This is a genomic window from Mariniblastus fucicola (genome assembly GCF_008087665.1).
GTDB classification, from domain to species: Bacteria; Planctomycetota; Planctomycetia; order Pirellulales; family Pirellulaceae; genus Mariniblastus; species Mariniblastus fucicola.
In genome coordinates, this window is sequence record NZ_CP042912.1 from 3,969,695 (window position 1) to 3,996,140 (window position 26,446).

At 53.9% G+C, this 26,446-nt stretch carries 23 protein-coding genes; 17 read left to right on the forward strand and 6 right to left on the reverse strand.

The window, feature by feature from the left end:
- Positions 1-22 precede the first annotated feature (22 nt).
- From MFFC18_RS14530 to MFFC18_RS14545, 4 genes are all read right to left on the reverse strand, one after another.
- A complete protein-coding gene (locus tag MFFC18_RS14530; RefSeq protein WP_075083297.1) occupies positions 23-247 on the reverse strand; it encodes a Sec-independent protein translocase subunit TatA/TatB in 225 nt (74 codons plus the stop codon).
- A 278-nt stretch (positions 248-525) separates the two neighbouring features.
- Positions 526-1,539: a FliG C-terminal domain-containing protein gene (locus MFFC18_RS14535; RefSeq protein WP_075083298.1), complete on the reverse strand. Its 1,014-nt coding sequence runs from the start codon at positions 1,537-1,539 to the stop codon at positions 526-528.
- Positions 1,540-1,565: 26 nt separating this feature from the next.
- The gene (locus MFFC18_RS14540) at positions 1,566-2,495 is read right to left on the reverse strand and encodes a hypothetical protein (protein ID WP_075083299.1); all 930 of its coding nucleotides are present in this window, start codon (positions 2,493-2,495) and stop codon (positions 1,566-1,568) included.
- Between the two features lie 3 nt (positions 2,496-2,498).
- Positions 2,499-5,678, reverse strand: a complete 3,180-nt coding sequence (locus MFFC18_RS14545) for a secretin N-terminal domain-containing protein (protein ID WP_075083300.1) — start codon at positions 5,676-5,678, stop codon at positions 2,499-2,501.
- A gap of 493 nt (positions 5,679-6,171) precedes the next feature.
- Between MFFC18_RS14545 and MFFC18_RS14550 the strand changes: the two genes are divergently transcribed.
- The 7 genes from MFFC18_RS14550 to MFFC18_RS14580 all read left to right on the forward strand — a co-directional run bounded on the left by MFFC18_RS14550 (position 6,172) and on the right by MFFC18_RS14580 (position 12,163).
- On the forward strand, positions 6,172-6,456 hold the full coding sequence (locus tag MFFC18_RS14550; protein WP_075083301.1) for a peroxiredoxin family protein: 285 nt from the start codon (positions 6,172-6,174) through the stop codon (positions 6,454-6,456).
- A 78-nt stretch (positions 6,457-6,534) separates the two neighbouring features.
- The gene (locus MFFC18_RS14555; RefSeq protein WP_075083302.1) at positions 6,535-6,753 is read left to right on the forward strand and encodes a hypothetical protein; all 219 of its coding nucleotides are present in this window, start codon (positions 6,535-6,537) and stop codon (positions 6,751-6,753) included.
- A 48-nt stretch (positions 6,754-6,801) separates the two neighbouring features.
- Complete coding sequence (locus MFFC18_RS14560) at positions 6,802-7,521, forward strand: SDR family oxidoreductase (protein WP_075083303.1); 720 nt, start codon at positions 6,802-6,804, stop codon at positions 7,519-7,521.
- A 279-nt stretch (positions 7,522-7,800) separates the two neighbouring features.
- Positions 7,801-9,105, forward strand: a complete 1,305-nt coding sequence (locus tag MFFC18_RS14565; protein WP_075083304.1) for a 6-phosphofructokinase — start codon at positions 7,801-7,803, stop codon at positions 9,103-9,105.
- A gap of 256 nt (positions 9,106-9,361) precedes the next feature.
- Entirely contained in the window at positions 9,362-10,708 is a 1,347-nt protein-coding gene (locus MFFC18_RS14570; RefSeq protein WP_084416941.1) for a PHP domain-containing protein, read from the forward strand.
- A 40-nt stretch (positions 10,709-10,748) separates the two neighbouring features.
- Entirely contained in the window at positions 10,749-11,774 is a 1,026-nt protein-coding gene (locus MFFC18_RS14575; RefSeq protein ID WP_075083305.1) for a threonine aldolase family protein, read from the forward strand.
- Between the two features lie 89 nt (positions 11,775-11,863).
- The gene (locus MFFC18_RS14580) at positions 11,864-12,163 is read left to right on the forward strand and encodes a hypothetical protein (RefSeq protein WP_075083306.1); all 300 of its coding nucleotides are present in this window, start codon (positions 11,864-11,866) and stop codon (positions 12,161-12,163) included.
- On the opposite strand, the gene tsaE is transcribed toward MFFC18_RS14580, so the two are convergent.
- Positions 12,144-12,623, reverse strand: coding sequence for a tRNA (adenosine(37)-N6)-threonylcarbamoyltransferase complex ATPase subunit type 1 TsaE (gene tsaE, locus MFFC18_RS14585; RefSeq protein ID WP_157665076.1), 480 nt, complete (start codon positions 12,621-12,623; stop codon positions 12,144-12,146). The two genes, MFFC18_RS14580 and tsaE, sit on opposite strands and share 20 nt — an antisense overlap.
- 80 nt (positions 12,624-12,703) lie before the next feature.
- Positions 12,704-14,524, reverse strand: a complete 1,821-nt coding sequence (locus MFFC18_RS14590) for a phospho-sugar mutase (RefSeq protein ID WP_075083307.1) — start codon at positions 14,522-14,524, stop codon at positions 12,704-12,706.
- A gap of 177 nt (positions 14,525-14,701) precedes the next feature.
- Here MFFC18_RS14590 and glmM point away from each other — a divergent pair, with 177 nt between their 5' ends.
- The 10 genes from glmM to MFFC18_RS14640 all read left to right on the forward strand — a co-directional run bounded on the left by glmM (position 14,702) and on the right by MFFC18_RS14640 (position 26,387).
- A complete protein-coding gene (gene glmM, locus MFFC18_RS14595) occupies positions 14,702-16,063 on the forward strand; it encodes a phosphoglucosamine mutase (RefSeq protein WP_075083308.1) in 1,362 nt (453 codons plus the stop codon).
- Between the two features lie 201 nt (positions 16,064-16,264).
- Positions 16,265-17,257 carry a hypothetical protein gene (locus MFFC18_RS14600; protein ID WP_075083309.1) on the forward strand — a complete coding sequence of 331 codons (993 nt, stop codon included), beginning with the start codon at positions 16,265-16,267 and terminating at the stop codon, positions 17,255-17,257.
- A gap of 471 nt (positions 17,258-17,728) precedes the next feature.
- Positions 17,729-18,736, forward strand: a complete 1,008-nt coding sequence (locus MFFC18_RS14605; protein WP_075083310.1) for a DUF1559 family PulG-like putative transporter — start codon at positions 17,729-17,731, stop codon at positions 18,734-18,736.
- Positions 18,737-18,766: 30 nt separating this feature from the next.
- Positions 18,767-19,708, forward strand: a complete 942-nt coding sequence (locus tag MFFC18_RS14610; protein WP_075083311.1) for a diacylglycerol/lipid kinase family protein — start codon at positions 18,767-18,769, stop codon at positions 19,706-19,708.
- 72 nt (positions 19,709-19,780) lie between these two features.
- Positions 19,781-20,638 (forward strand): 3-deoxy-8-phosphooctulonate synthase, encoded by an 858-nt coding sequence (kdsA, locus tag MFFC18_RS14615; RefSeq protein ID WP_075083312.1) that lies wholly within the window; start codon positions 19,781-19,783, stop codon positions 20,636-20,638.
- Positions 20,639-20,671: 33 nt separating this feature from the next.
- Positions 20,672-22,522: a hypothetical protein gene (locus MFFC18_RS14620; RefSeq protein ID WP_075083313.1), complete on the forward strand. Its 1,851-nt coding sequence runs from the start codon at positions 20,672-20,674 to the stop codon at positions 22,520-22,522.
- Between the two features lie 6 nt (positions 22,523-22,528).
- A complete protein-coding gene (locus MFFC18_RS14625; protein WP_084416944.1) occupies positions 22,529-23,662 on the forward strand; it encodes a M24 family metallopeptidase in 1,134 nt (377 codons plus the stop codon).
- 175 nt (positions 23,663-23,837) lie between these two features.
- Positions 23,838-24,317, forward strand: coding sequence for an acetyl-CoA carboxylase biotin carboxyl carrier protein (gene accB, locus MFFC18_RS14630; protein WP_075083415.1), 480 nt, complete (start codon positions 23,838-23,840; stop codon positions 24,315-24,317).
- 138 nt (positions 24,318-24,455) lie between these two features.
- The gene (accC, locus tag MFFC18_RS14635; RefSeq protein WP_075083314.1) at positions 24,456-25,799 is read left to right on the forward strand and encodes an acetyl-CoA carboxylase biotin carboxylase subunit; all 1,344 of its coding nucleotides are present in this window, start codon (positions 24,456-24,458) and stop codon (positions 25,797-25,799) included.
- Between the two features lie 66 nt (positions 25,800-25,865).
- Entirely contained in the window at positions 25,866-26,387 is a 522-nt protein-coding gene (locus MFFC18_RS14640; RefSeq protein ID WP_075083315.1) for a hypothetical protein, read from the forward strand.
- The last annotated feature ends 59 nt before the right edge of the window (positions 26,388-26,446 follow it).

A 26,446-nucleotide genomic window follows, 5' to 3' on the forward strand; every position in this document is an offset into this window, starting at 1 on the left:
GCCGATGCCGCCGGGAAACATGCTAGACGTCCGCAGTTTCTTTTTCTTCGACTTTTGACTTTGAATCTGAAGTCGATTCTTCCTCTGAATCCTCTTCGAGCGACTTTGGTTTCTGAGCCATTCCGGCTTTGAATTCGTTGACGCTTCTGCCCATGTTGCGCATCAGCGAAGGCAGCTTTGCTCCACCGAACAACAGCACGAAAATTCCAGCGATGAGGGCGACTTCGGCCCAGCCTAAACCAAACATGTTTTTTCCCTTAAGCAGAGTTCTTTCTGTTCTGCGACAGCAGCCTCAAAAATCAGATCCGAGACGTGTCTAGGTATCTTAGAATCGGCCCTGATACTGGTCAAACCCTGAAACACGCTGCGGGTGCTGAGAATAAGGTAATTGTGAGCCGGATTGTCGCGAATGGGAGGGTGCCAAGGCGGAAAGCCAGCTTTCCATGGTGACCTCAAGCGGCCACAACGATTCGGACTGCAGACCTGAACACATTACCAAATCCTTCAACGAGAGCTAACCAGCACTCACGGAGATTCGCCCACAGCCGAGTCTTCCGCGCGAATCTTGATGGCTTCGCCGATCACCTGCTCGACAGACCAGTGGGCTGCTTCTTCATCGAGCGGATTGAAAGCAGCCATCTCTGCGTTGACGATGTAAGCAGCTCGCGGAGCCATGCACTCGAGAACCCGTTTGGCGACCGAAGGCAGCGTCGACCGAAGAGCGCCTGCCCATGCCGACGTGTCGACGCGCTTGAGCAGTTTTGCGATTTGCGAGTCGCTAAAATTCGCGATGTCGTTCATCGTCAAAATTCGCTGCGTCAGTTCCTCAGCCAACTCATTGTCGCGGTCCCTCAACCACGCCAACACGCCGTCCCGAGTCTTTCGATCCGACAGGCTGAGCAAATCAGCCGCGACCGCGAATCCCTGCTTCGTACAATGCTCAATCGCCAGCATTCGTTTGGCACGCATCCGCAGTTCGTAGCGAAGCCCCATCAATTTGGCATCATCAATGATATCCAACTCGCACAGGCGACGAATCACCGACATGCGAAATGCCGGATCAAGATCGCGAGTGATCGACGAAGCGAACTCTGGCGATAGAGACGACATCACCATGGCCACATTGAGCGGATGTTCAGTTTCCAGCAACTGTCGCCGAGCCCGCGAATCCATGTACTTCAAAAAAGCAAACGGCTCCGTGTTCGGCCCCAGCGAATCCTGCGGCCACAGCCACGTTTCATCGTACTGAAACGTTTCCCTCGCCGCTGGCTGGACTGACGGTTCGACATCGGACTCAATCAGATTAGCCGACGCCGGGCGATGATGCCCGGCGGAGCCAAACGTCTGCTCGCGAAACCGCCGAGAGATCTGATGCAGTTCTTGTCCAGAAATCTTGTTCAACGATTCGAGCGAATCCATTGAGTCCATCAGCTGATGTTGGCTCTGGTCGTCCAGACGCGAGAGCACGTCCGAGACCATTTCATCCGGCAGACTGTTGAGCACAATCGCAGCGTCACGAAGTTGTTGTGATGGACTCATGGAAGTGGTCCTTTCGGTAGCGACGATTAGAGCTGCCCTGGCATTCCGAAGACGTTGCCTTCACCGATTGCTTCCCGACGTTTCTTGCGAGCCTCTTCGAGTCTCGTGAGCGGTCGGTTCGGCATCGAATCTGAAACAGCGGCTTTCTCTGTCAAAGTCGCCGACGACTTTTTCGACGAGGAAGCGTTTCCTGTTTCTTGCAAACGTTTTTGGGTTGCCATAGGGACACGAATGGTCGTCGTGCGGACACTTTTATCCTGCGACGCTTCATCGACCCCACCAGCAGCGACGACTTTCGACGCATCGCCTGTGGATTGGATGAAGTTGGCCTGAGACACCGGATCTGAGTCTCCGTCCGATGAAATTTCGTCGTGCGAAACCAGTTTCTCTTTGTACAACTTCTCTTCCTTGGACGGCGTGTGCAGCGTATAGATTGCCTGACCCGCCTTCACGATCTTTCCTTCCGGTGTGCGGAAGAAAGGAATCAGCGTCACGCTTTTGTCAGGCGCCCCAACTTCATCCCAGTCAATCCAGACGCTGTAGGAGTCTCCCAGTCCGGACTTGCTGTACCGTCGTTGCAGCTTGCTGTTTTCAAGCACGATCTTTTGATCCGCTTTACTGCCTTGACGTTCCGTATTGGAATCGTCGAAGCCGTAGATCACGAGTTCGCCTTCGGCACGAATCGGAGCACCGCTCTGATCGTAGAGGAAAATTCTTCCGCCAAAACCACGCATCGCAGGCTTTCCAGGGTGAGTCCGAACGGAATCTTTCCAGATGGCCAGCATCTTTTCCGGCGTCCCATACGTCGGTAGTTCCGCTTCGGGCTTCGCCGTCTCTGCCTTGTCACCATTGCTGCGAGTCAGCGATGGCATCTTCGGCATGTGTGGTTTGAAGACTGAACATCCAGTCGAGAGGACGACTGCAACCAACACCATTGTCAAAATTCGAGTCTTCATGGTTTAGTCCTGCTGTTGGCTGCGAAGTTCTTTGAGTTCCTCGAAGTCGCGACGATTGCGATCGTTGCGGTTCGAAGGATTGTTGCCGCGGATACGGTCCGCGATTTTGGCAACCGGCGACTCTTTCAGGCTCAGCTTCATTTTGTCCATAAAGCCAACCTGCTTGACCGACTGGGACGTACTTACCGTTCGCGAAACAGGATCGATCTGCTGTTGGTCAGCGTTCGTGTTTTCGCTGTACCAGTCGATCTCTCCTTCTCCGCCCGGGTAAACGGTTCGGGAAGCATCCAGATCAGCGTGTGCAGGATCGAAATCCGTGTTGCCATAGACTTCGGCGACGTCACACAGACACCAGTGCATCCGTTCCATTTCATCGGCGTTCTGGGCGTCGACGATTCCTTCGGCATCAACGAGGTAAGGTGTCATGATGATCAGCAACTCGGTTCGAGCAGCTTGATCGGATTCGAACTTGAAAAGTGGGCCGATGAAAGGCAGGTCCGAAAGGATCGGAGCACCTCGCTCTGCGTGCTGTTTCGACTCCTGAATCAGGCCAGAGAACACAATCGTTTGTCCCGAGCGTGAAATGATGGTCGTCTGAGCTTCAGTCGCGTTGATCGGAGCCTGACGAACAACGTTACCGTTGTTGTCGACCGCGACCGCGACTCCGTCTTCTTCCTGGCCAAGGCTTGATTTCACAATGTTGACGAACATGGTGATCATTCCGTCAGGACTGACGCGAGGCGTGATCTCAAGGATGACACCGACATCTTTTTCCTCGACTCCGTTGGAAATTCCACCGAAGTTCGTTTGCGTACTGCTTGTGATTCGCGGCACCGATTGTCCGACCGACACACGGCCCTGAAGGTTCTCCAGAGTCATGATGTGCGGACGGCTGAGAACGCGAAGACAATTACGATCTTTCAGGGCTCGCAGCAGAACGTTGATCGATTCGTTTCCTGCCGACAGCACCAATCCACCATAACCCAACTCCGCATTGGTCTGCCCGATGTTCAGGTTCGAAAGAGCACTTGCGGCCAGATTTCTAGGAGAGACCGAGTTCTGGTTTGCAATGCCTGCCCCGTTGAAGTCAAAGCCAGTACCTGTAATTGCTCCGTCAGCTCCAACCGTGGTGCTTCGATCGAACAACAGTGAGTCCTGAATTCCAAGCTCGACGCCGAATTCTTCCAACGAGCCAAGGCTGACTTCCGCCATCATGACTTTGACTTTGACCATAGGCGGTCTGCGATCCAGACGGCGAATGATATTTTCGATCTCCGGAAAGTTCTCTGGCAACGTGCTGATGATCAGACTGTTGCTACCAAGCTCGGGGACGATCACGATTTCCTGATCGGCCAAAACGGCTCCACCAGCAGTCCGCGGGTCCTGAGCCAGCACGTCAGAACGAGAGTCCAGCAAGTTGTTGAGAGCTTCCTCGACGTCCAGCACGTTTGAATTGCTAAGCCGATAGACAACCGTCTCGCGGCGTGAACGCAGGTCTTCGTCAAGACGGTTGAGCAAGTCTTCGACGACTTGCAAGTCTCCGCCCGGCCCAGTCGCGATGATCGAGTTCGTTCTCTGGTCGATCGCAAAACGAAGGTTGATCAACGCGGCACCCGGAGTCGTTGACACCGTCTGCAACGGCAACTCGGCAAGAGCACCGGTTTGGTTTTGCTGGCCCTGAGCATCGTCGGCACCGAAGATGGATTCGAGCATGGTCAACAGTTGCTCCGCGTCGCCGTTGACGATCTGGAACACCTTGATCATTGTCTCAGCGTTGGGTAATCGATCCAACTGTTTAATCAGTTCTGCGACCAACGGCATTGCACTGGCCGGACCGCGAACGATGATCGAGTTGGATGCCGAATCTGGGGTTACGCGAACGTTGAACAGCAAACCGGTAGTGACGACTTTGCCATCGGCTCCAACAGTTTCCAGTTGAAGTTTCGAAGGCGTGATCTCAGATGAGAATTCGTTTCCATCCTGACCAGGCTGGCTTGGCTGAATCCCGCCGCCCTGAGAGTTGGATTGAATCGGAGTCGGAACATTCTTCAGAGCACCGTTGATGGCGTCCTGCAGGATAATGGCAAGGTCACCGGCAATCGCGTTTTGCAACTGGAAAACGCGAACGCTTTTCGTCGACAAAACTTCGTCCTCGTCGATGTCGATCGCACTAATCAACAGTTTCGCCTGCTGAATCACCTGTGCGTTTCCGCGAACCACAATCACATTGCTGCGATAGTCCGCGACCACAGTCCATGCTCCGACAGGAAACGCTTCTCCGTCCTGATTGCCACGGAAGAACTCTTCGAGGCGACGTTTGGCATCTGGTGCCGAAACGTGTTTCAGATTGAAGGAAGCGAAGTCCTTTGCGTCCTCAGGTTGGACGTCGGACTCAATTTTGTTGACGATGTCGCGAACGGCATCAATCGCGGGCTGGCTACCAAAGACAAGCAACGCGTTCGGCGATTTCAGCGGAACGATCTCTGCTTTTCCGACTTTCGATTCGTAGTTCGCGTCGTAGATTTGACGGATCGATTCCGAAATCGTTTCACTGTTGGAGTAACGCAGCGGAATTCGTTCCGGCACCCGAACTTCTTCTTCGGTGGACTGGCGAATCTCGTCAAGCTTTCGCTCGACGATCAGGACATCGGCGGGAGCACCAATCACGGTCAACTTGTTCGTCTTTTCGTCGACGACAATCTTTACCGTGCCTGAAAGCCCCTGGAACAAAGGATTGTCCGGCTCGATCTGGGCAACCTCGCCAGGCTGTTGTTGGTCCTGCCCTGGAATCTGTCGAATCGCAGGCATCATTGCAGGAACGTTTCCGGTCGCTGGTGCTTCCCAGGCGACGGGAGCCACCATCCCCTCAGCAGGCTGGGGCTCAACCGCAACAGGTTGTTGCGATTTCTCAAACTTGGGGAATTTGTCGAAACGCGAATCAAGCAGCGAACCATTCGCGCTCTTCCCATTGATCGCCGGGACCGGTGAGAACTGAATGTCTCCAGCATCAGAAAGACTTTGCTGAGCGTCCGTTCTAAGTCGAATGCGAGCTTCGTTCGAACTCTGCTCGGTGGGTGCCGTTGATTCGCTCTGCTGTGCCAGGCCCGTTTGGGTCAACGCCAGGAAAGCAAAAGAGGTTGTCGCCGCGATCTTGCGGAGCAACGTCCAGTCTTGGGATTTCATATCGGAATTCCTTGAGTGAGTTTTGAGTCCCACAGCAACGAACCAACAGCGCCGTCCACGTACACCCCTGCGCGGGCACGGACACATAATCACCAATCGTGACAACGTCACTGAGGTAAAGAAGTTGGGTCGAAATTGAATGCGGGATAGCCAAGCAGTTTTGCGGAAACTGTCCTTAGCCGTCCTATTTTTCGGCAAACTGAACGTGCGCATTAGAATAATTTCGTTCGATACAAACGGGAAATCTGGAAAACTTCCACACGGTTTGTGAAGCTGGGGAACGCGGGGCGAGCTTGCCGTTACGACTTTGCGGGCAAGGCAATTGGTGACGCTGGCACGTCGATTTGCCCGAAAAATTGAGCTCCAGGACGTGGATCAAAATCTAGCTGGTAAACACAAAGCAAGCCGCTGACTTTGGGCGACGACTCCCCGCCTGCGTTGTGATGGCAGATGATTCATTACATTCGCCGCAAGCACGAACTACAATTCTGCGATGTCGCCAACTTTCACATTTGGGATCCTCACGTGCTTGCTCGTGGCCGCTGCGTTCTGGCGTTTAACGGCCAGCCAAAGGCACGCTTTCGCTTGCGCCGCGGCGATGCTGGTCCTTTTCGTCGGATGCGACTCAAAGCAAGCCACCCAAATCAATCTGAACAGCCAATTGAAAGTCGGATCAGCGTTCCCGGACATTTCAGGCACTGACATCGACGGCGAATCCATTTCGATTTCGGAGTTCAAAGGCAAAGTTGTCTTATTGGATTTTTTCGGCGACTGGTGACCGTCGTGCAAGAGCTTCTATTCGACCGGGCGGTCGCTCGTTGAAAAATATCCCGAATCCGATTTCGCGATCGTCGGCATGAATGCTGGTGATCGGCGTGACCACATTCAGCAGGTGTTTTCGTTGCGGAAACTGCCATGGCGAAGCTTTTACTTCGGTCAGGATTACACGATCCCGGATTCCGTCGGCGTGAATTCATGGCCGGTTTACATCGTGCTGGACCGAGACCAGAACATTCGCTCAATCTCACATCAAGTTGACCATCGGGCTCTCGAAGAACTGCTGTCATCCCGCTAAGCTTGCGGTTTTGCGAACTCAGCCCCAACTCAGCCTGAAGGTTTTTCGATGTCTAATATTCGTGTCGTTGTCATCGGCGGTGGTTCCGGAATGGGTCGATCGACAGCAAGACTGCTCGCCGCGAAAGATGGCTTCGACGTTGCAATCGGTGGACGGACTCTCGAAAAACTGGCGGAAGCCGCTGAAGGAACTTCGATCCGAACTCACGCGATCGACGTCGCGGATCGAGCCAGCGTCAACGAATATTTTCAGTGGGCCGAGTCCGAGCTTGGCGGTCCGATCGACGTGATGGTCAACGCTGCCGGGATCAACATTCCCGACCGCAGCATGCAACAGATGTCTCCCGAGCAATGGGATCAGATGATCGCAGTGAATTTGACAGGAGCCTACAATTGCATGCACGCTGTGTTGTCCGACATGCGTTCGCGGAAAGATGGCCTGATCATCAACATTTCGTCGGTCGCCGGGAAACGTGCGATCGCACTTGCCGGAGTCGCTTACTCGGCCTCGAAGTTTGGCATGACTGCGCTGGGAACATGTGTTTCAAACGAAGCCGCCGACGACGGAGTCCGAGTCACAAACGTCTATCCCGGCGAAGTCGATACTCCGCTGTTGAAACAACGGCCGACGCCTGTCACCGAAGAACATCGCGGTCGGATGTTGCAAGCCGATCATGTTGGCGAGTTGGTCGTTTCGCTGATTGAGCTGCCGCGAGAGGTCCACGTTCCGGAAGTTGTTGTGAAGCCGCTTACGCAAGAGTGGTGTTAGGCGCCGACTCAGCCCGCAGTTGCGATTTATTGTTCGCGGAATGCGAGGCGTAATCTGTTGAGTGCATTGCCTCGCGACTTCGGCGACTTTCTCGAACCAGCACTGCTTCAGCCACAAACCGGGCTTAACGGCAGCGATCTCCACGCCATGCAGTGCTGCTTCGCAAAACTTGCAACGTGTCTTGAAAAACCACCGGTGGCGACAAAAATGCTTGCTCCACATGGAGGATGTTTGCTCCAACCACCATCATCCAACCACATCTTTAAAAGGAATCATTAAGTGGCAAATACTCTTTCACCTCCGGCTCGTCCTGACCACGCTTTCAAGCGTGTGGCCATTCTTTTCGCCGGCGGACCTGCTCCGGCGGCCAACGCCGTCATCTCCGCTGCAGCTCACTCGTTTTTGCGAGCTGGAGTTGAAGTCGTCGGTATCAAGCACGGCTATTCCAGCCTGATCGATTTCGATGGCACGGAACTGGTCGAGGACAAGGACTATATCCTGTTGACTCATCGCAAGCTTCGTCGCACGCGAAACTCGCAGGGAATCATGATCGGAACCGCTCGCAGCAACCCTGGCAAAATGATCGGCCATCCGTCAGATTTGGACGACGCTGAAAAAGTTGCTCCGATGAAACGCGTTTCGGACGCCCTTAAGTCACTCGGTGTCGACGCGTTGATTTCGATCGGCGGCGACGACACGCTCAAGACCGCCAACAAGTTCAAGCTGTTTCAGGAAAAGTACAATTCGGAAAACATCATTCCGGTTGTTCATCTTCCGAAAACAATCGACAACGATTACCACGGCATCGATTTCACGTTTGGCTTTTTCACAGCCGTCGACTTTCTGGCAACAGAGATTCGCACGTTGCTGCATGATGCAGAGGCGACTCGCTCTTACTTCCTGACCGAGACGATGGGCCGCAGTGCGGGCTGGTTGTCCTACGGTGCAGCGATCGCGGGCGAAGCCAGTCTGGTCATCAGCGTTGAAGATGTAATCGCGGGCTATCTGGTGGAAGAAGAATTCACCGATGCCAACGGCGAAAAGAAAACGCGAAAGTGCATGGACATGGATCGGGTTTGCGATCGAATCGTGAAAACGATTTTGGCTCGCGAAAGCGAAGGCAAGGAGTACGGTGTGATCGTGATGGCGGAAGGACTGGCTGAGTACCTGCCGTTCAGCTTCGTCGAAGGAATCGAGCGCGACGATCACGGACACATCAACATTTCGCAAGTCAGCCTGTTTTCGATCATGTCGAAGGCCGTTCAAGCGAAATATGCTTCAAAAACCAACGGTCGCACGCGTTTGATCAAGGGATTGCAATTGGGTTACGAAGCCCGTTGTGCACAGCCGCACGCGTTTGATGCGATGCTCGGCAGCCAACTTGGCGTGGGTGCTTTCCGTGCCTTGGCGGAAAAGAAGCTCAACGGCGTGATGGTCAGCGTTTCTGGCCAGCTTGACTTGATGTACGTTCCGTTTGAAAAACTGGTTGACCCAGAAACGCTCGTCACCGTCGTTCGCTACATTGATGCCGACAGCGATTTCCATCGTCTGGCGCGCTTCCTTGAAACGCATGTAAACGACTAGGGCGACGGGTTCGCGTTTCCGTCTGGGCCGTCGAACCGGTTTCAGACAACGATGCACAAGCCACAAAGCGATGGTCGCGCTGATCATCGCTGGCTTGCAGTCGCAATGTGATCGATTCTCGCTGCCAACAACGGACCGCGAGGCAGCGACGATCATACTTCCGTGTTAGCATGGCGATCGGATTGAGGGCGTCGAAGTTCGGCGTCTTTCTTCTGAGTGTCCTTTTCACGAATCAACTCTGCTCGGAGAGACTGCGATGCGACTTCCCAAACTGGAATTGGGTTTCTTTGGCGACATGCCTGGCCGCAAGTTCGGTATCCTGTTCGTCGTTTTTGCCATGCTATTGTCAGGGCTGACGGAACCGCGGTGCGTTGCCCAGATTTCATCCGACCAGACCAGGACGGGTCTTGCCAATCGCGAGGCACGTTGGTGGAAAGGCAATCTGCACACGCATTCTTTGTGGAGCGACGGCGACGATTTTCCGGACATGATCGCCAGTTGGTATGCCGAGCGGGACTACAACTTTCTGGCTCTCTCCGACCACAACATCCTCAGCCGCGGCGTTCGCTGGATGAAGTTGGCTGACATCAAGGAACGTGCTGAACCCGATGTTCTTGAAAAATACATCGACAAGTTTGGAGAAGACTGGGTCGAAGTTCGAGGCGATTCGGAAGCGACTCGCGAAGTCCGGCTCAAGCCTCTGGACGAGTTCGCTCCGCTGCTTGAAAAAGCCGGCAAGTTCATCCTGATTCCGGGAGAAGAAATCAGCGATCGCGCCGCCGGAAAACCGGTTCACATGAACGCGACCAATGTTGCGGAACTGATCGATCCAGTCGGCGGTTCTACGGTCAGAGAGGCGATGCAGAACAACTTGCGGCTGGTTCTGGAGCAGGAAAAGCGACTGGGACGACAGATTCTTCCGCATCTGAATCATCCCAACTTTGGGTACGCAGTCACCGCCGAAGATTTGGCGTCTGTGGTCCAGGAACGTTTTTTTGAGGTCTACAACGGGCATCCTTCGGTGGGTCACCTCGGAAATGACAAGAACATTTCGATCGAGCGAATGTGGGACGTGGCCAACGCAATTCGAATGGCTCAACTGGGCGCGGCTCCTCTGTACGGCGTCGCGACCGATGACAGCCACGAATATCACGGCCGGCCTGGCTCCCGTCCCGGTCGAGGCTGGGTGATGGTCCGCTCGAAGTTCCTGAGCCCTGACCATTTGATTATGGCAATGAAGCGAGGTGACTTTTACGCTTCGTCGGGCGTTGTCCTGAACGACGTCCAGTTCGACAAAGCGACACAGACGCTAAGCCTGCAAGTCGAAGACGATTCGGACGCGGAATTCAAAATCGATTTCGTCGCGACTCTGAAACCGTCCAAGGATGGAGAGTTGCCGCCGAATGAGTCGATTGGCAAAATCGTGTCCAGCGTCGAGGGCAAGGTTGCCAGTTACAAATTTACCGGGAACGAACTGTATGTTCGAGCCGTCGTGACCAGCAGTCTTCCGGCTGACGATCCTTCCTTCAAAAATCAGATGCAGCAAGCGTGGACTCAGCCTGTGGTGGCTGTCGACAAGGCCGCAACAGATTCCAACAATTGATTTTTTGCCAAGCTCTCCCTGCTGATTTTGCAAGCTGACCATGATCGACCTGAGAAGCGACACTCTGACGAAACCCTGCGCCGACATGCGACAGGCGATGGCTAACGCTGAAGTCAACGACGACGTAATTGACGTTGATCCAACTGTCGCGGCGCTTGAAGAACGCATTGCTGACATTTTGGGAATGGAAACCGCAGTCTTCATGCCGTCGGGCACGATGACGAATCAGGCGGCGCTACGGGTTCACTGTCGGCCTGGCGATGAGTTCATCTGCGAATCCGGTTGCCACATCTACAACTATGAGCAGGGCGCGTTTGCCCAGCTTTCTGGTCTGGTGGCGAAAACCGTGACTGCTCCCGGGCGAAATTTGAGACTGGAGCACGTGCGTAACCTGATCAATCCGGACAACGAGCACGCGGTTTACACTCGACTGCTTTGCCTGGAGAACACGCACAACAAGGGCGGCGGTATCATCCTGCCGCTGGAAGACGTGCAGTCCGTTTGCGGTTGGGCACGCGAAAACGGGTTGGCAACGCACCTCGACGGAGCTCGCTTTTTTAACTGTGTTGTGGCTTCCGGCATCGAAGCAAAAACATGGGCTGAGAATTTCGACACGGTTAGCATTTGCTTCTCCAAAGGACTCGGCGCACCCGTCGGATCCTGTCTTGCTGGTGACTCATCGATGCGAAAGTCAATGATTCGGCATCGAAAAGTGCTCGGCGGCGGCATGCGTCAGTCCGGCATCATCGCCGCCGGGGCACTCTACGCACTCGACAACAATATTGACCGACTTGCGGACGATCACCGCAACGCGAAACGTTTTGCCGAGGTTGTTTCGCAGCACCCGAAACTGTCGATTGATATCGATTCGGTTCACACAAACATTGCGATCTTCCACGTTGATCCATCGATCGGCACGGCTGCTGAAATGGTCGAGCGTTGCGGCGCGGCGGGTGTTGGCATGTATCCGTTTAGCCACGACACCGTCCGGGCGGTGACGCATATGCATATTGACGAAGCTGATGCTGTGAAGGCAGCCGAGCGAATCTGCGAAGTGGCAGGCTGACGTCTTTTGAGATTTGTTGAGGTTCCGCATGTCGACGAAAGCACGCAAAATCCAGCTTTCATTGAGAGCCATGTTGCTTGTGGTCACGCTTGCCATCATCGCGCTCGCCGTTTTTTTGGCCCAAGGCGAAATGGATCGCCATCAAACATGACGACGGCGCCTACGTCGGTGGGGTTCCCGCCCCGGGCGATCATGTCGAAGTCTTTGCGACGACAGACACGGGAGAAATCAAGTCTCTCGCCAGGGACCTGGTTGTCCTGGAACATCCGGACTGGAAGTTTACCGACGGGATAGCAATGAGACTGAAGTTACAAATCAACTGGCGTCAACAATGGTCGATCAGCGGATACAAACACTATCGCATCGCGATCAGTTCAGACTCGCACTAAGAGCCGCCACGAGGCTCTGCCCCAGTTCGGATCTCGCCTGCGCTTCAAACACGCGCGTTTGCTCGCCGGTCGGCGCCATTTGGATCCACACATCGATATCAGGGAGCTGAGCTTCGATGCGGTCCGCCCATTCAATGATTAATACTTCTCCGTCGTCGACGCGTTCAAACAGATCCAACTCGTCGACCTCCTCAGCATGCGCAATGCGATAGGCATCCATGTGCAGCAGTTTCAAACGCCCGACATATGGCACGCACAACGTATAGGTCGGGCTGACGACAGGCTGATCAATCTTTAGTCCGCGAGCAATGGCTTGCGTTAAACGCGTCTTGCCACTGCCGAGCGTTCCGCAGAGTCCAATGACCATGCCTGGCTGCAACTGTTCTCCAATCGCAAGCCCGAGAGCTTCGGTTTCCGATTCAGAATCGAGATTAATAGAAAGCGACGCTGTGATCTTCAAGTCTCCATATTTCAAAACCAAAACTGCCTTGCTGAATTCGTGTGAAATTCAGCAACAGCCATTCATTGGACCGAATCGGATTAGACAGAATCGGCAAACGCTTCCATGTCCGCCGCGAACGCATCCAGGCGGGCTTCCATTTCGCCGCGACATTTTTCGACGTCAGACGACTCCTCGGGAGCGACCGTTGTGAACATGTAGAACTTGATTTTAGGCTCCGTTCCGGAAGGTCGAGCCGCGACGTAGTTGCCTTCGATTTCGGTTTCAAAAAAGATCAAATCTCCGACCGGCCCTTCAAATGACTCCTCGGATCCGTCAGCGAACTTACGTTTCAGTGATCCATAGTCGGCGACAGACTTGATCGCCAACCCGCCCATCGTCTTCGGCGGAGCACTGCGGAATGTGGCCATCAGTTCTTTCATCTTCTTCATGCCATCCGAGCCCTCCATGCGAACGTTGATCAAACGCTCGGCGTGGTAACCGTATTTTTTATAGAGCGACTCCAAATGCTCGTGCAACGAAATGCCTTTCGCCTTCACCATCGCCGCCAGTTCACACATCAGCAAACAGGCGATCGCACCGTCTTTGTCGCGACAGTACTGGCCAACCAGAAATCCGTGTGACTCTTCGGTACCGTAAAGGAAATTATCAGGTCCTTCGACATCCATCACGTTGCAGATCCATTTGAATCCGACCAGGTTTTCATCGTTACACTTGATGCCGTAGGCTTCGCAAACGCGGCGAAGCATTCGGGTCGTGACCAGCGTTGAAACAATGTACTTCTCAGGCGTCAGATTTCCGGCGGCCTGATGTTGCGAAACTACAAAGTCACCCAGCAAGGCGCACAACTGGTTGCCATTGAACGTTTTCCATTCACCAGCCGGATCCATGGATACCGGTGCCGCAGCGCCCATGCGATCGCAGTCAGGATCGGTCGCCAGAATCAGATCTGCACCGCTCTTTTTTGCTTCCTCGATGATCGATTCGAACACAACGGCTCGCTCCGGATTGGAAACGTGACCGGGAACGTTCGGGAAATCACCGCTCGGCTCGCGGTGCGGACCGTAAATCTCAAGGTCGGTAAAGCCTTCAGTTTCCAGCAGAGACTTGACGTTAAACTCACCCACACCGTGCAACGGCGAGTAGATGACTTTCAGATCACGCGGGCCAGCAAAAGAAACGTTCAGATGTTCCTTCATCAACGCCGCATCAGTCTCTTCCATCACCATGTGAATCTTGCCGTCGGCTACCGCTTGGTCGAAATCGGCTTTCGGAATCTCATCGACATCTGCAACTTTCGCGATCACGGCTTTGTCATGCGGCGGAATCAACTGAGCCCCGTTGGACCAGTAAACCTTGACCGCATTGTCGCTTGGCGGGTTGTGGCTGGCGGTGACCATGATGCCACAGTCGCATTCCTTGTGGCGAATCAGATACGAAAGTTCCGGCGTGCTGCGGAAGTCATCGATGAAGAAAACCTCAAAGCCATTGGCGACCATAATGCTTGCGCAGAGTTCGGCAAACTCCCGCGATCGATGCCGCGTGTCGTACGCGATCGCGAACTTCCATGGGCTGTCGGGCTTGATCTCTTTTATATAGTCGGCCAAGCCTTGAGCACTTTCGCCGATAGTTCGCTCGTTGATCGAGTTACTGCCGAAGGGATACATTTTCCCGCGACGACCTCCGGTACCGAACGGAATCACGGTCCAGAACGCATCGTCCAGCTCTTGCCATTTTTCGTTTTCAACGTGTTCAATAATTTGCGGCACGTACTGCGAATAGCGGGACTCAGTCAGCCAAGATTGAATATTTCCAACGACCGAATCGGTCATCTTTCCGGCTGCTACAGCATCACGGACTTTTTGGAGGCAATCGTCAACGGAAATGGAGGGATCTGACATGAATTTACGTTTACCAGAGACAGTATTAAAAGGCAGTAAGTTTACTAAACGGGGCACCGGATCAGCGAATACATCACGTTTGCGCTGTCCAGTTTGTGTCGCTTGATTCTAGCCAGATAACGCTTTGGCGGGTACAACCTTGGCAAATTTTTAACATCCTCCCTATCTTCCAAAACCATGAACACTTCGGCGAAAAGCGAACCCATCATCAGCGTCTCTGGCTTGCGTGGCATTGTTGGAGAAAGCCTCGACCCTCTGCTGGCGATCAAGTTCACAACCGCTTACGTCCAATTGCTCGACGCCGAAGGACCGATTGTCGTCACGCGAGACGGACGCACGACCGGTCCGATGCTGGCTCAGGCGATCTGTAGCGGACTGGCTTCGATCGGTCGCGACGTGATTTACGGAGACGTTGCTGCCACGCCGACAACGGGAATTTTGGTTCGTGAGCACAATGCGGCGGGCGGGATTCAGATTTCGGCCAGCCATAACCCGCCTCCTTACAACGGCATCAAGCTTTTCGACGCGACGGGCCGAGTCATCAATGCCGAGGCGGGCGAAAAAGTCATCGCAGCGTATCGTGACTATCAGCTTCAATCGGTCACGTGGGAACATGTCGGAACCGTGACGAACCTGGAAGACACCACGTCCGCCCATTTGGCTTCGGTATTGGCGACGGTAAATGCGGAAGCAATCCGCTCGAAAAAATTCAAGGTTGTTCTCGACAGCCACCACGGCGCGGGCTCAGTCCTGGGCCAACAACTTCTGGAAGCGCTCGACTGCGAATATCAATGCCTCGGAGCAGAACCCGACGGGCTGTTTGAACATCCGCCAGAACCGACCGAAGCGAACTTGCAGGACACGGCGAAAAAGAGTGTCGACTTTGGTGCCGATGCGGTGTTCTGTCAGGACCCGGACGCGGATCGGTTGGCAATCATTGACGGCAGCGGAAGCTACATCGGTGAAGAATACACGCTGGCGATCACGCTGAACCATCGCTTGCAACAAACGCCTGGCGACGTGGTGATCAACTGCTCGTCCAGTCGCATGTCGGCTGATATTTGCGATGCGAACGGAAGCACGTTGCATTTGAGCGCGGTCGGAGAAGCCAACGTGACGGGCAAAATGAGTGAACTGAACGCGGTCTACGGCGGCGAAGGAAACGGCGGACCGATCGACCCGAAAGTGGGCTATGTGCGTGACAGTTTTGTAGCGATGGCTCAGGTTTTGGACGCGATGGCGGCGACAGGCAAATCGGTCGCGGAGTTGAAAGCTGATATTCCGTCTTACGAAATCTGCAAAACGAAAGTTGCGATTGATCGGGACAAGGTTCCATCGCTCTACGCCAAATTGCAAGAGAAGTTTTCGGACGCCGAGCACGGAACGATGGACGGATTGCGTTTGGATTGGTCAGACAAATGGATGCTCGTTCGTCCGAGCAATACCGAACCGATTGTGCGTGCGATTGCCGAAGCCACGTCGATGGACGAGGCGAAGAAGCTTTGTGATGCGGCGGCAGAAATCGCGGCCAGTTTGTAGCAGGTGCGTCTGTCTCAGACGCTGTAGTAGGTGAGTCTGTCCCAGACTCACACTCACACCCCGCCCAACCACTGGCTATCGCCAAACAAATTCGCGATTTCGAAACAGCTTGGCTTTTCCATTCGACGCACATCCGACGTCTCAGCCTGAAACAGACTGAACTACTTTTACCGACTTCCCGTGGGCACCTTTCCTACTCAAATGCAACACATCATCGCAACCGACGAAGCCGGATATGGCCCGAATCTTGGGCCGCTGGTGATCGGCGCGACACGATGGAAATGCTCGGACACAAACTTCGATTTCCAGAACGCTCTTTCGGATTTCGTGTTCGATCAAAAAAGCAAATTGGCCAAGTACGAGAAACGCACATCTCAACCTGGGCTCATGATCGCCGACTCAAAAGCGGTTTACGCGTCCGGGAAAATTGAACTGCTGGAGCGTGGTGTTTTAGCGAGCCTGCACGCCATTCACGGCACGGTTCCGCGGACAGGCAACGAACTGATGTCGCTTCTGGGAATCGACAACGACTCGAATCATCACGCGGAGTACTGCCACCTTGAGTACTTCCAATCCAACGAAATCGAACTGCCGTTTCAATGCGAACTTGCTTCGATCCAGGCCCTCGGAAATCAAATCCGAGAATCACTTTCGACAAACGACGCGGCGATTGAGCAACTGTCGGTGGCAACCGTGTTCCCCAAACGTTTTAACGAGAGCATCGATGCGTTGGGCAACAAAGCCAGTTGTCTGACGGCGGAATCATTGAGCCTGATCAGATCGATAATGGATATAACGGACAGTTGCACCGGTGACTGTTTCGACATCCGTTGCGACAAACATGGCGGGCGAAATCGCTACGCTGATTCGCTCAGGGAACATTTTTCAGACCCTTCCGTCATTGTCGAAATCGAAAGCCGTCCCAGCAGCCGGTATCGAATTCAAAACGGAACGTCGTCGATCGAATTTAACGCCAAGGGCGAATCGTGGTTGCCGATCGCGTTGGCGTCGATGGCCGCGAAGTACGTTCGCGAAATGTTTATGCTGCAATGGAATCGATACTGGCAAACACACCTGCCGCAATTGAAACCAACCAAGGGCTATCCGGTCGACGCAAAACGTTTCAAAAAAGACATCGACTCGATGCAAAGGAAGCTGGGCATCGCGGACGCGGACATTTGGCGAATGCGCTAACTTTAGCGGCCCAGATCAGCTGCGCGAACAAGCCCGAGCCTCAATGAATTGACGCTTTCGGTAGATTGCTGTCTTCCCGCAATGACATCGCACCGGCACGATGATGCAGACTCAATCGCTGGAAACGTGGCTCCACGATAAAAGCCCGGAAGTACAGGATGTCAAACCTTATTGACGTAAGACCACCAAGGGGCAAGGTGGTGGTCAAACAAAGTCCTGAGCTTCGCGGGCCTTATTCCAACGAAGCAACTGTCATGCCAGTCGAAGACAAAGCTTTCGCTCAACGATATGCGGCGCGCGACAAATCAACTCGCATTCCACTGTTGCGATTTGGGACACGCGCAGTTTAACAACTGTGCCACGTTGCAACATGAAGATTTACAACCTGTTGCGTCGCAATGCAGCGTACTACAATGGACGCTGATTCCACTTCCCGTTGCCAGAAACAGAACTTATATGCGGAGACCAGAAATGGGTGTTCGACATTCAACGCTGAAACGGTTTGCTTTCACGCTGGTGGAATTGCTGGTCGTTATCGCGATCATTGGCATCCTGATTGCAATGCTTCTGCCGGCCGTCCAATCAGTCCGCGAGGCCGCAAGGCGCATCGAATGTGCCAACCAGATCCGGCAGCTTGGTCTGGCCGTAATCAATCATGAATCGGCCCACATGCACTTTCCGTCGGGATGGATCGGCGGCAAGGATCTGCCAACGGAAACGGGCTGGGGCTGGACCGCACAAATCCTTCCGTTCTTTGAACAGAATGCAATTTATTCCCGGTTCACTCAGACAGAAAATCTGGTGGACAGAAAATACGACGAGGTGGTCGTTCAGCGAATCCCAAATCTGTTCTGTCCCAGTTCGACACACGACACTCCAACGTTCGAGTTGGAAACGATGAGGCTGCCGGAGAGTTCGAGCACATCCGGTTCAGAGGAAATGCTGCACGATGTTCCTGTCTCGGTTCCGTATCACATCGGCCGGACGCATTACGTCGGGTGCATCGGTTCTTCGGTGCGTCAAATTGAGATGTCAGCCAACGACGACGGTGATGGAGAAGGCGAGATGTGCCCCGATCCGGACTTGCTGGAGTCGGGCGACACCAACATAAACGGCGTGTTTTATCAAAACAGCGACACCGGCTATCGTGATCTGCTCGACGGATCAAGCAACACGGTACTGCTGGGCGAACGCAGTTCAGACTCCTTTGATTCGGCATGGGCTGGAGTTGTGACAGGGTCGGAGTATCCGGGCTGGCGAGTTGTTGGTTGGACTGGCGAGCCACCGAACAACAAGGGCGGCATCGACGCTCATTTCCATGGGTTCGCTCAATTCAACAGCATGCATACCGGCGGCATCACCGTTTTTGCTTTCGCGGACGGTTCGGTGCATATGATTGACGAAAACGTAACCGCAGATTTGTTTTACGCCTTGGGGACGATTCGAGGCGGTGAAGTTATTCCGCACGAAGATTTTTAAAGCCACAGCGGCACGTTTCAAACGGCGAAGATGAATTCACAACCAGACATTTCCAGTTCGCCAGCTCGAACAATCATCTTCGCGATCAATCCGAATTCCGGAGCCACCGACAGAAGGTCACTTTGCGAATCGATCGCCCGACGGCTTGGCGATGAAGGCTTCGCACCAATTCTGCTGACGGATCTTTCGGAAGTTCGACAGCAAACTCAGGAACACCTTGACGCAGGCACGCTTCGTGCGGTCGTCGCTGCTGGAGGCGATGGCACGATTGCGGTATTGGCCAATTTGCTTCCACGAGAAACTCCGTTCGCCATTCTTCCGCTGGGAACCGAAAACCTGCTAGGTCGGCACCTCGGACTGATCGCCGATGAAGACTTTTTCGTCTCCCTGATCAAAACCGGCGAGGAACATCGCATCGACGCAGGTCGCGCGAACGGAAAACTGTTCTTCGTTGTCGCCAGTTGCGGATTCGATGCGGCGGTAGTGAAACGACTGGACGAAGTTCGCACCGGACACATCAATTACTTTTCGTGGCTCAAACCGATTTTTCAAACGATCGTTAGCTATCGATTTCCGAAACTCAACTTCTTTGTCGACGGCACAGAAACCGCGTGGTCGGCTCGATGGGCTTTTGTTTTCAACATCCCGCGCTACGCGATTAACTTGCGAATCACACCAGAGGCCGATGATCGCGACGGCAAACTGGACATGTGCACCTATCGCGACGGCGGAATTCTGCGAGGCGTTTGGTATCTGATCACGACGTTCGTTGGCGGCCACCCAAGGCTCAACTCGACCCGGTTCGCCCAGTTTCGATCGCTGCGAGTCGAAGCCGAAGGCGATGAACCGGTGCACTTCGAGCTTGACGGAGACCCGGGAGGAGTTTTACCGCTGGAGATTGTGGTCGTGCCAGAAGCACTGCGAGTGCTTGTGCCGAACAGGCCCAATGTCTCGGCCACCCCTTGCGATTGACGAACCCGAACGGACGCCATTGAAGGCACCAGAGGCCTATGCTGCTTTCTGCCGATCGGTCACAATAGAGCCATGACAAAAACTCCTCGAAATCCGGTCCAAATCGAAGGTCCTTCTGGCGCATCGCCGGTGCTCATCGGTACAGGTTGTCCGCTGGCGATTATTGCCGGCCCTTGCGTCATCGATCGCGAAGAAACATTGCTTGAGATCGCGGAAACCATCGTTCCAGTGTGTCAAAAGCTGGAACTTCCACTGATTTTCAAAGCTTCCTTTGATAAAGCGAACCGAACGCGAATTGATTCGTACCGGGGAGTAGGCCTGTCCCAGGGGATGGAAATTCTCGGTCGAATCGGTGACAAATATCGCGTCCCGGTCACGACTGACATTCACCTCCCGGAGCAGGCTGAAATTGTTGCTCAGACCTGTGATCTGCTGCAGATTCCAGCCTTTCTTGCGCGGCAAACGGACCTATTGGTTGCCGCCGCGAAAACGGGAAAGCCGGTAAACGTCAAGAAGGGCCAGTTTATGGCACCATGGGACATGAACCATGTTGTTGGTAAACTGTTAGATGCTGGTTGTGACCAAACGATGCTGACCGAAAGAGGCACTTTTTTTGGTTACGGTCGACTGGTCAACGATATGCGATCGATCGTCGAGATGGGATCGCTTGGCGTGCCAGTGATTTTCGATGCGACGCACAGCGTACAGCAACCGAGTGCCGCCAACGGAGTCACCGGTGGTCAGCGTGAGATGGTTCCTCATCTCGCCCGTGCCGCCGTTGCCTGTGGTTGCGATGCGGTCTTTCTGGAGACTCATCCCCGTCCGGAAGAATCGCCCAGCGACGGTGCCAACATGGTACCGCTCGATGAATTTGAATCGTTGCTGACGTCGCTGAAGCAGATTGCTGCTTGTGTGCGAGCGTCGTCATAACAAACTTACTGATTTCAAACCGAAACGAAGAACATGCGTCAAGCTCTCACCTTCTCCACACTCTCTCTTGCATTTCTGTTTGCTGTTTCGGGCTGCGAACGTCCAGAAGATCCGATGTTGAAGATTCTCGAATCAACAGCTTCGCAAACTCGCGTCGATGACCTGTCGCGAACGATGGACTTCGTTTTTAGCGAACGCCAATTCGATCAAACTGAATTCAACAACAGCATTTCCCAGGGCCTCAACCGGTGGGCCGGATATTCAGCGGCACAGTTTGAAAAAACCGACTGGAAAGAAGACGCGACGATCAACGAAGTGCTTGAGCCTTACGGCACTCGTATTCCGACCGTCAACCGAATCGAAGGCTCAAGCTTCATTTCTTCTGACGGACAATATCTACAGTCGATGGCGTGGCTGGGCCAGATTGCCGAACGGGTCGAGGAAAATCCTTACCTTGGTCAGTTCGAACTGTTTCGATTGATGGCTGACAATTACGAACCAACTGACGAAGACGAATCACCGGTCGACACCGTGTTTCAAAAACTGAATCCCGACATGGAAAAAGCAGACGCGGAAAAGCTTGCTCTGGCGGTTCAACTTTTCGACTGGGTAACACGGAACATTCAGTTGGACGAAACACCAAGCTACACCGAAGACGAAATCGAAGAGAAGCGTCTGGTCGAAGCAGACACACTTTCTGCTTCAGGTCTGGCTGCTCCGGGCGCCAAACGTACGGCCTGGCAGTTGCTGATGTTCGCTCGCGGAGACTACATCGAGAAAGCCAAGCTCTTCATGATGCTGTGCCATCAGGCGGACTTGCCAGCGGTCATGTTTGCGACCGGCGATGACGAAACACCGTGGGCGGTTGGCGTGCTGATCGGCGAGGAGTACTACCTCTTTGACAGCAAAATGGGGCTGCCGATTCCGGGCAAGAACAACCAGAACATTGCGACGCTTTCGGACGTTACCGCGGATCCGAGCCTTCTTTCATCGCTTGACTTGAGCGTTAAAGAGTCGCTGGCGGAGAATACAAAGTACTGGGTCACCGCTGAGGATCTTGAGTCGATTACGGGGCTTGTTTATTGGAATCCACTGGGAGTTTCTCAACGGATCGCGGTGCTGGAAGAGAACCTTGTCGCTGATCAACGCCTGCTGCTGGTTCAGCGAGCCGACGAAACGATGGCTCAGTTGCCGAAGATCGAGAACGTGGAATACAAGCCATGGGATATCAGTTTGCAAACGGCCGAATTCCGTCAGGTTTTGCGGGAGGCTCTTCCCAAGGCCGTTACCGATGATGCTTTGGCAGAACGAATTCGCTGGTATTTCTCCGAAGAAGCCTACGTGATGCAATTCCCGAATTATCGAACCGGACGGACTCGATTTCTTTTGGGGAAATTTGAGCGTCCACGCGAAAGTCGAACTCGCGACGCGATCGAGAGTTTCGCGATGCTGATGTACGAGGACGAAATCATTGACGGGCTGAAGTCCGATCGAAGTTTGCAAACGATGATTGGAATCAGAAGTGCCGGTCAAACAGAAGGCGAATTCGAACGCGAAATCAGATCTCGCCAGGCACAGATGCGTCTGGTTCGTCGCGACGCTGGTTTGTTCATGTGCCAGGCTCACTTCGATAACGGAAGCATGTCGACGACGGCGAACTGGGTTCCAAAACTTTTGGAAGAGCAGGACGTTGAACGCTGGGAGCCAGGTTTGAAATACCTCAATGCCCGGTCTCTTGAGGCTCGTCATCAGTACGATGAAGCGATTGAGCAACTGAAGGCGGAAGGCCCTCAGCAACACGGAAACCTGATTCGCGCCCGTTTGCTGAAGCAGCAAATTGAGACTCAGTACGCGAGCAAGGCTGACAAGTCAAACGAGCAATAGTCTGCGATGGCTTCCGAACCGATAGACGATGCCGCTCCAACTGAGCGTGCAACATCAACAGCCAAGCATTCGCCGTTTCCGGCACGTCGTTCGCGACTGATCGAGCGGCTTGACGGTGCGACGCTTTTGGTTTCGAACCTCGTTAACGTTCGCTACCTGACCGGGTTCACAGGAAGCAATGCTTTTCTGCTTGTCCGCGATGGGATGACGCTGCTGTTGACTGACGGCAGATATGTAACTCAAGTCGCCAGCGAATGCCCGGACGTGGAAACGGCGATCCGCAGCGTTGACTCCACGATGCTCGACTTGCTGATTGCAGCTTTGCAGGACCATGGCGTTTCGAACTGCTTGATCGAATCCGATACGATGACAAGGGCTTTGTGGCGCGACCTGACTGCGGCGGCGGACAATGTTGACTTTGAAGACTCGACAGGCATCGTCGCACAGATTCGGGCGATCAAAGATCAAGGTGAGCTTGTACAGATTCGTCGTTCGGTCGCGATCAACGAAGACGCGATTCGGGCCACGCTCTCAAAATTTTGCTCGTCATGGACAGAACTCGAATTCAGTTGGCAGCTGGAACGGGAAATTCGCGAACGCGGCGGCGAAGGCTATTCCTTTGATCCGATTGTCGCTGCAGGTCCGGCATCGGCGCTGCCGCATTACCATCCCGGAAGCGTCGTGATTTCGGATCACTCGTTGCTGCTGATTGACTGGGGGACTTCTTTTGAGGGCTATGCGAGCGACTTGACGCGTGTGGTTGCGATCAGGAGCGTGCCCGAGAAATTGTTGCAGATTCATCAGATTGTCGCCGATGCCAAACAGGCTGCGATGGAAACAGTGCGAGACGGAGCCGAGTTGCGAACGGTAGATACTGCGGCTCGACAATTAATCGCGGATGCCGGTTTTGCGGAGCAGTTCAATCACGGGCTGGGACACGGTTTCGGGCTGGAAATTCACGAAACTCCGTTCTTGTCCCCCGCTTACGACGGGCAACTCAGGTCTGGCATGGTGATCACGATCGAACCGGGAATTTATTTACCGGGAATCGGTGGGGTTCGGCTGGAAGACAACATCCTTGTTACGGCTGATGGATGCGAGCGTCTGAATGCTCTTCCCGACGATTTTTTGGCGGTGTAATCCGGATAAACGGCTTGTAAAACATGGGCGTTGCGATCAATATGCCTCCCACAAATTGCCCCCAATTCAGCATCGTTGGCGATTTGTGTAGAATCTTGCGACCCGCCTAACAGGTTGGCACTGAAAACCGAATACAAGCATCGCTCGCAGAGTTGAAATGAACTTCGAGAACAATATGCCAAAAGATAAAGATAAAGAGACATCCATTTTTGACATCAGTCGGCTCCGTGAATTGATCGAGCTGATGCAAGAGCACGAACTCAACGAGGTCGACCTCAAACAGGCGGAGCAACGCATCCGTCTTCGCCGTGGCCCGGATGGCGTTCCTGTTGCCTATTCGGCGGCACCTGCGGCTGCTCCGGCGTCGGCAGCACCAGCTCCGGCTGCGGGTGATTCGGCCCCTGCGGCTGACGACAACTCGGTTTACATTCTTAGCGAAGCCGTTGGTACGTTTTACTCGAAGCCAAAACCGGACAAGCCGAATTTCGTCAAAGTTGGTGATCAGGTCACCGAAGATACGATCGTTTGTTTGATCGAAGCGATGAAGCTTTTCAACGAAGTTCCCGCTGGTCTTTCAGGCACGATCAAAGAGATTCTGGTCAAGGACGGAGACGCGGTCGATCACGGCATGAAGCTGTTTCGCGTCGAACCGTAACGACGGTTGCGACCAATTTCGCGCCGCCTCATTTGCAGCAACGTAGCCCTGGACAGATGAAGGGCTAAAACTACGCGCTATGCACAACGCGCCAACTACAACGCGCCATCCGAACCTTCAACTTTCCGGACGTTTTCCATGTACAAGAAAATCCTTATCGCCAACCGTGGTGAAATCGCGCTCCGTGTCATTCGCGCCTGCAAAGAGATGGGCATCGAAACGGTCGCCGTTTTCAGCGAAGGAGATCGCGGATCGCAGTACCTGGAACTGGCTGATCAGGCTTTCTGCATCGGCGGCGTCAAATCGAACGAAAGCTATTTGAAATTCGATCGGATCATCAGCGCCGCAGAAGTTGGCGAAGCCGAAGCCATCCATCCGGGCTATGGCTTCCTGGCCGAGAATGCCGAATTCAATCAGGTCTGCCGCGACAGCGATTTCGACTTCATCGGGCCGACGCCAGAAGCGATGGAAATGCTGGGCGACAAAAACCGGGCTCGTGATCTGGCTCGCAAAGCAGACGTGCCAGTTGTTCCCGGAAGCGCCGGGCTTGTTACCGACACAGACCAGGCGGTAAAGGACGCCAAAGACATCGGCTACCCAATTCTGATCAAAGCGACTGCCGGCGGTGGCGGCAAAGGTATGCGGATCGCGGAAACGGAAGCAGATCTCAAGCACGCTATCGAACAGGCAGCTCAGGAAGCAGAAGCTGCGTTCGGAAACGCTGGCGTTTACCTGGAAAAGTTCATCGACAAACCGCGACATATCGAAGTCCAGGTTCTGGCCGATCACCACGGAAACGTGGTTCATCTCTGGGAACGCGATTGTTCGACGCAACGTCGTCACCAGAAACTGATCGAAGAAAGTCCATCCAGCACGCTGCCTGAAGATGCTCGCGCAGCGATTTGCGAAGCCGCGGTGCGGATGGTCAAAACGGCGAATTACCACAACGCTGGAACCGTCGAGTTCATCGTCGACAAGGACAACAATTTCTACTTCATCGAAGTCAACGCTCGGATTCAGGTTGAGCATCCGGTTTCCGAAATGGTGACAGGCATCGACCTGATTCAACAGCAAATCCGAGTTGCCGCCGGCGAGAAACTTGCTTTTACGCAAGACGACATTCCATGCAACGGAGCAGCGATCGAGTGTCGCATCAATGCGGAAAACCCGGACAAAAACTTCATGCCGTCTCCGGGCGAGTTGAAGCAAATCTACATCCCGGGTGGGCTGGGCGTTCGCTGGGATTCGCACGTCCATCAAGGATACCGGGTTCCGCCACATTACGATTCGATGATTGGTAAACTGATCGTTCATCAACCAACGCGTGAGAAAGCCATCGCCTGTATGGTTCGGGCCTTGGACGAACTTCGAATTCAGGGCATCCACACAACAGCGGGCTTCCTGAAAGACGTGTTGCTGACTGATGCGTTTGCAGATGGAACGATTGACACCAAATGGGTCGAACGCGAAATGCTGTCTTAGCGTTTCGGCGCGTCGCGCACCCAAACTTTCTTGACGACGACTGTTTGACTTAACCAGAGATTCCAAATGAAAATGTTCTCGATTGCTTCTGTTGTTTGCTGTGTCGTTGTTGGAGTCTCGTTTGCGTATGCGACGACTCAGGATCCGCAGGAGAAATCCGATTCGAAACCAGTGGTTCAGGAGTCGAAAGAGGACAGCGATGAGTCCGCCGACGCAGTGACGTTTGAGCCGGTGGACAACATGCATCATTTCATGGAATACATTTGCCAGCCTTGCTATCGATCCCTTAAGGAGTCTTTTGCTGGCGAACCACCGGAAAACCGAAGAGCCTGGAAATCGATCAAATCGAACGCGCTCATTCTGACTGAAACGACTGCTCTGTTGGCAGATCGGGTTCCGAAAAACAGCTCGGATGAGCAAGCCGCTCTTTGGCGTGAGATTTCGCACGACGTTTACACTTCAGGCAAAGCCCTCTACAAGTCAGCAGGCGACTTTGAAGCCGCAACCAGGAACTACGGCGCGATGATTGAAAGCTGCAACAAGTGCCATCAGGAATTTGCCAAAGGCAAGTACCAACTTAAAAAGTAGGCGTTTTGCTGCGGTGCATGCTACAATTTGAACACACGTTCGAATTACTTTAGCGTCGC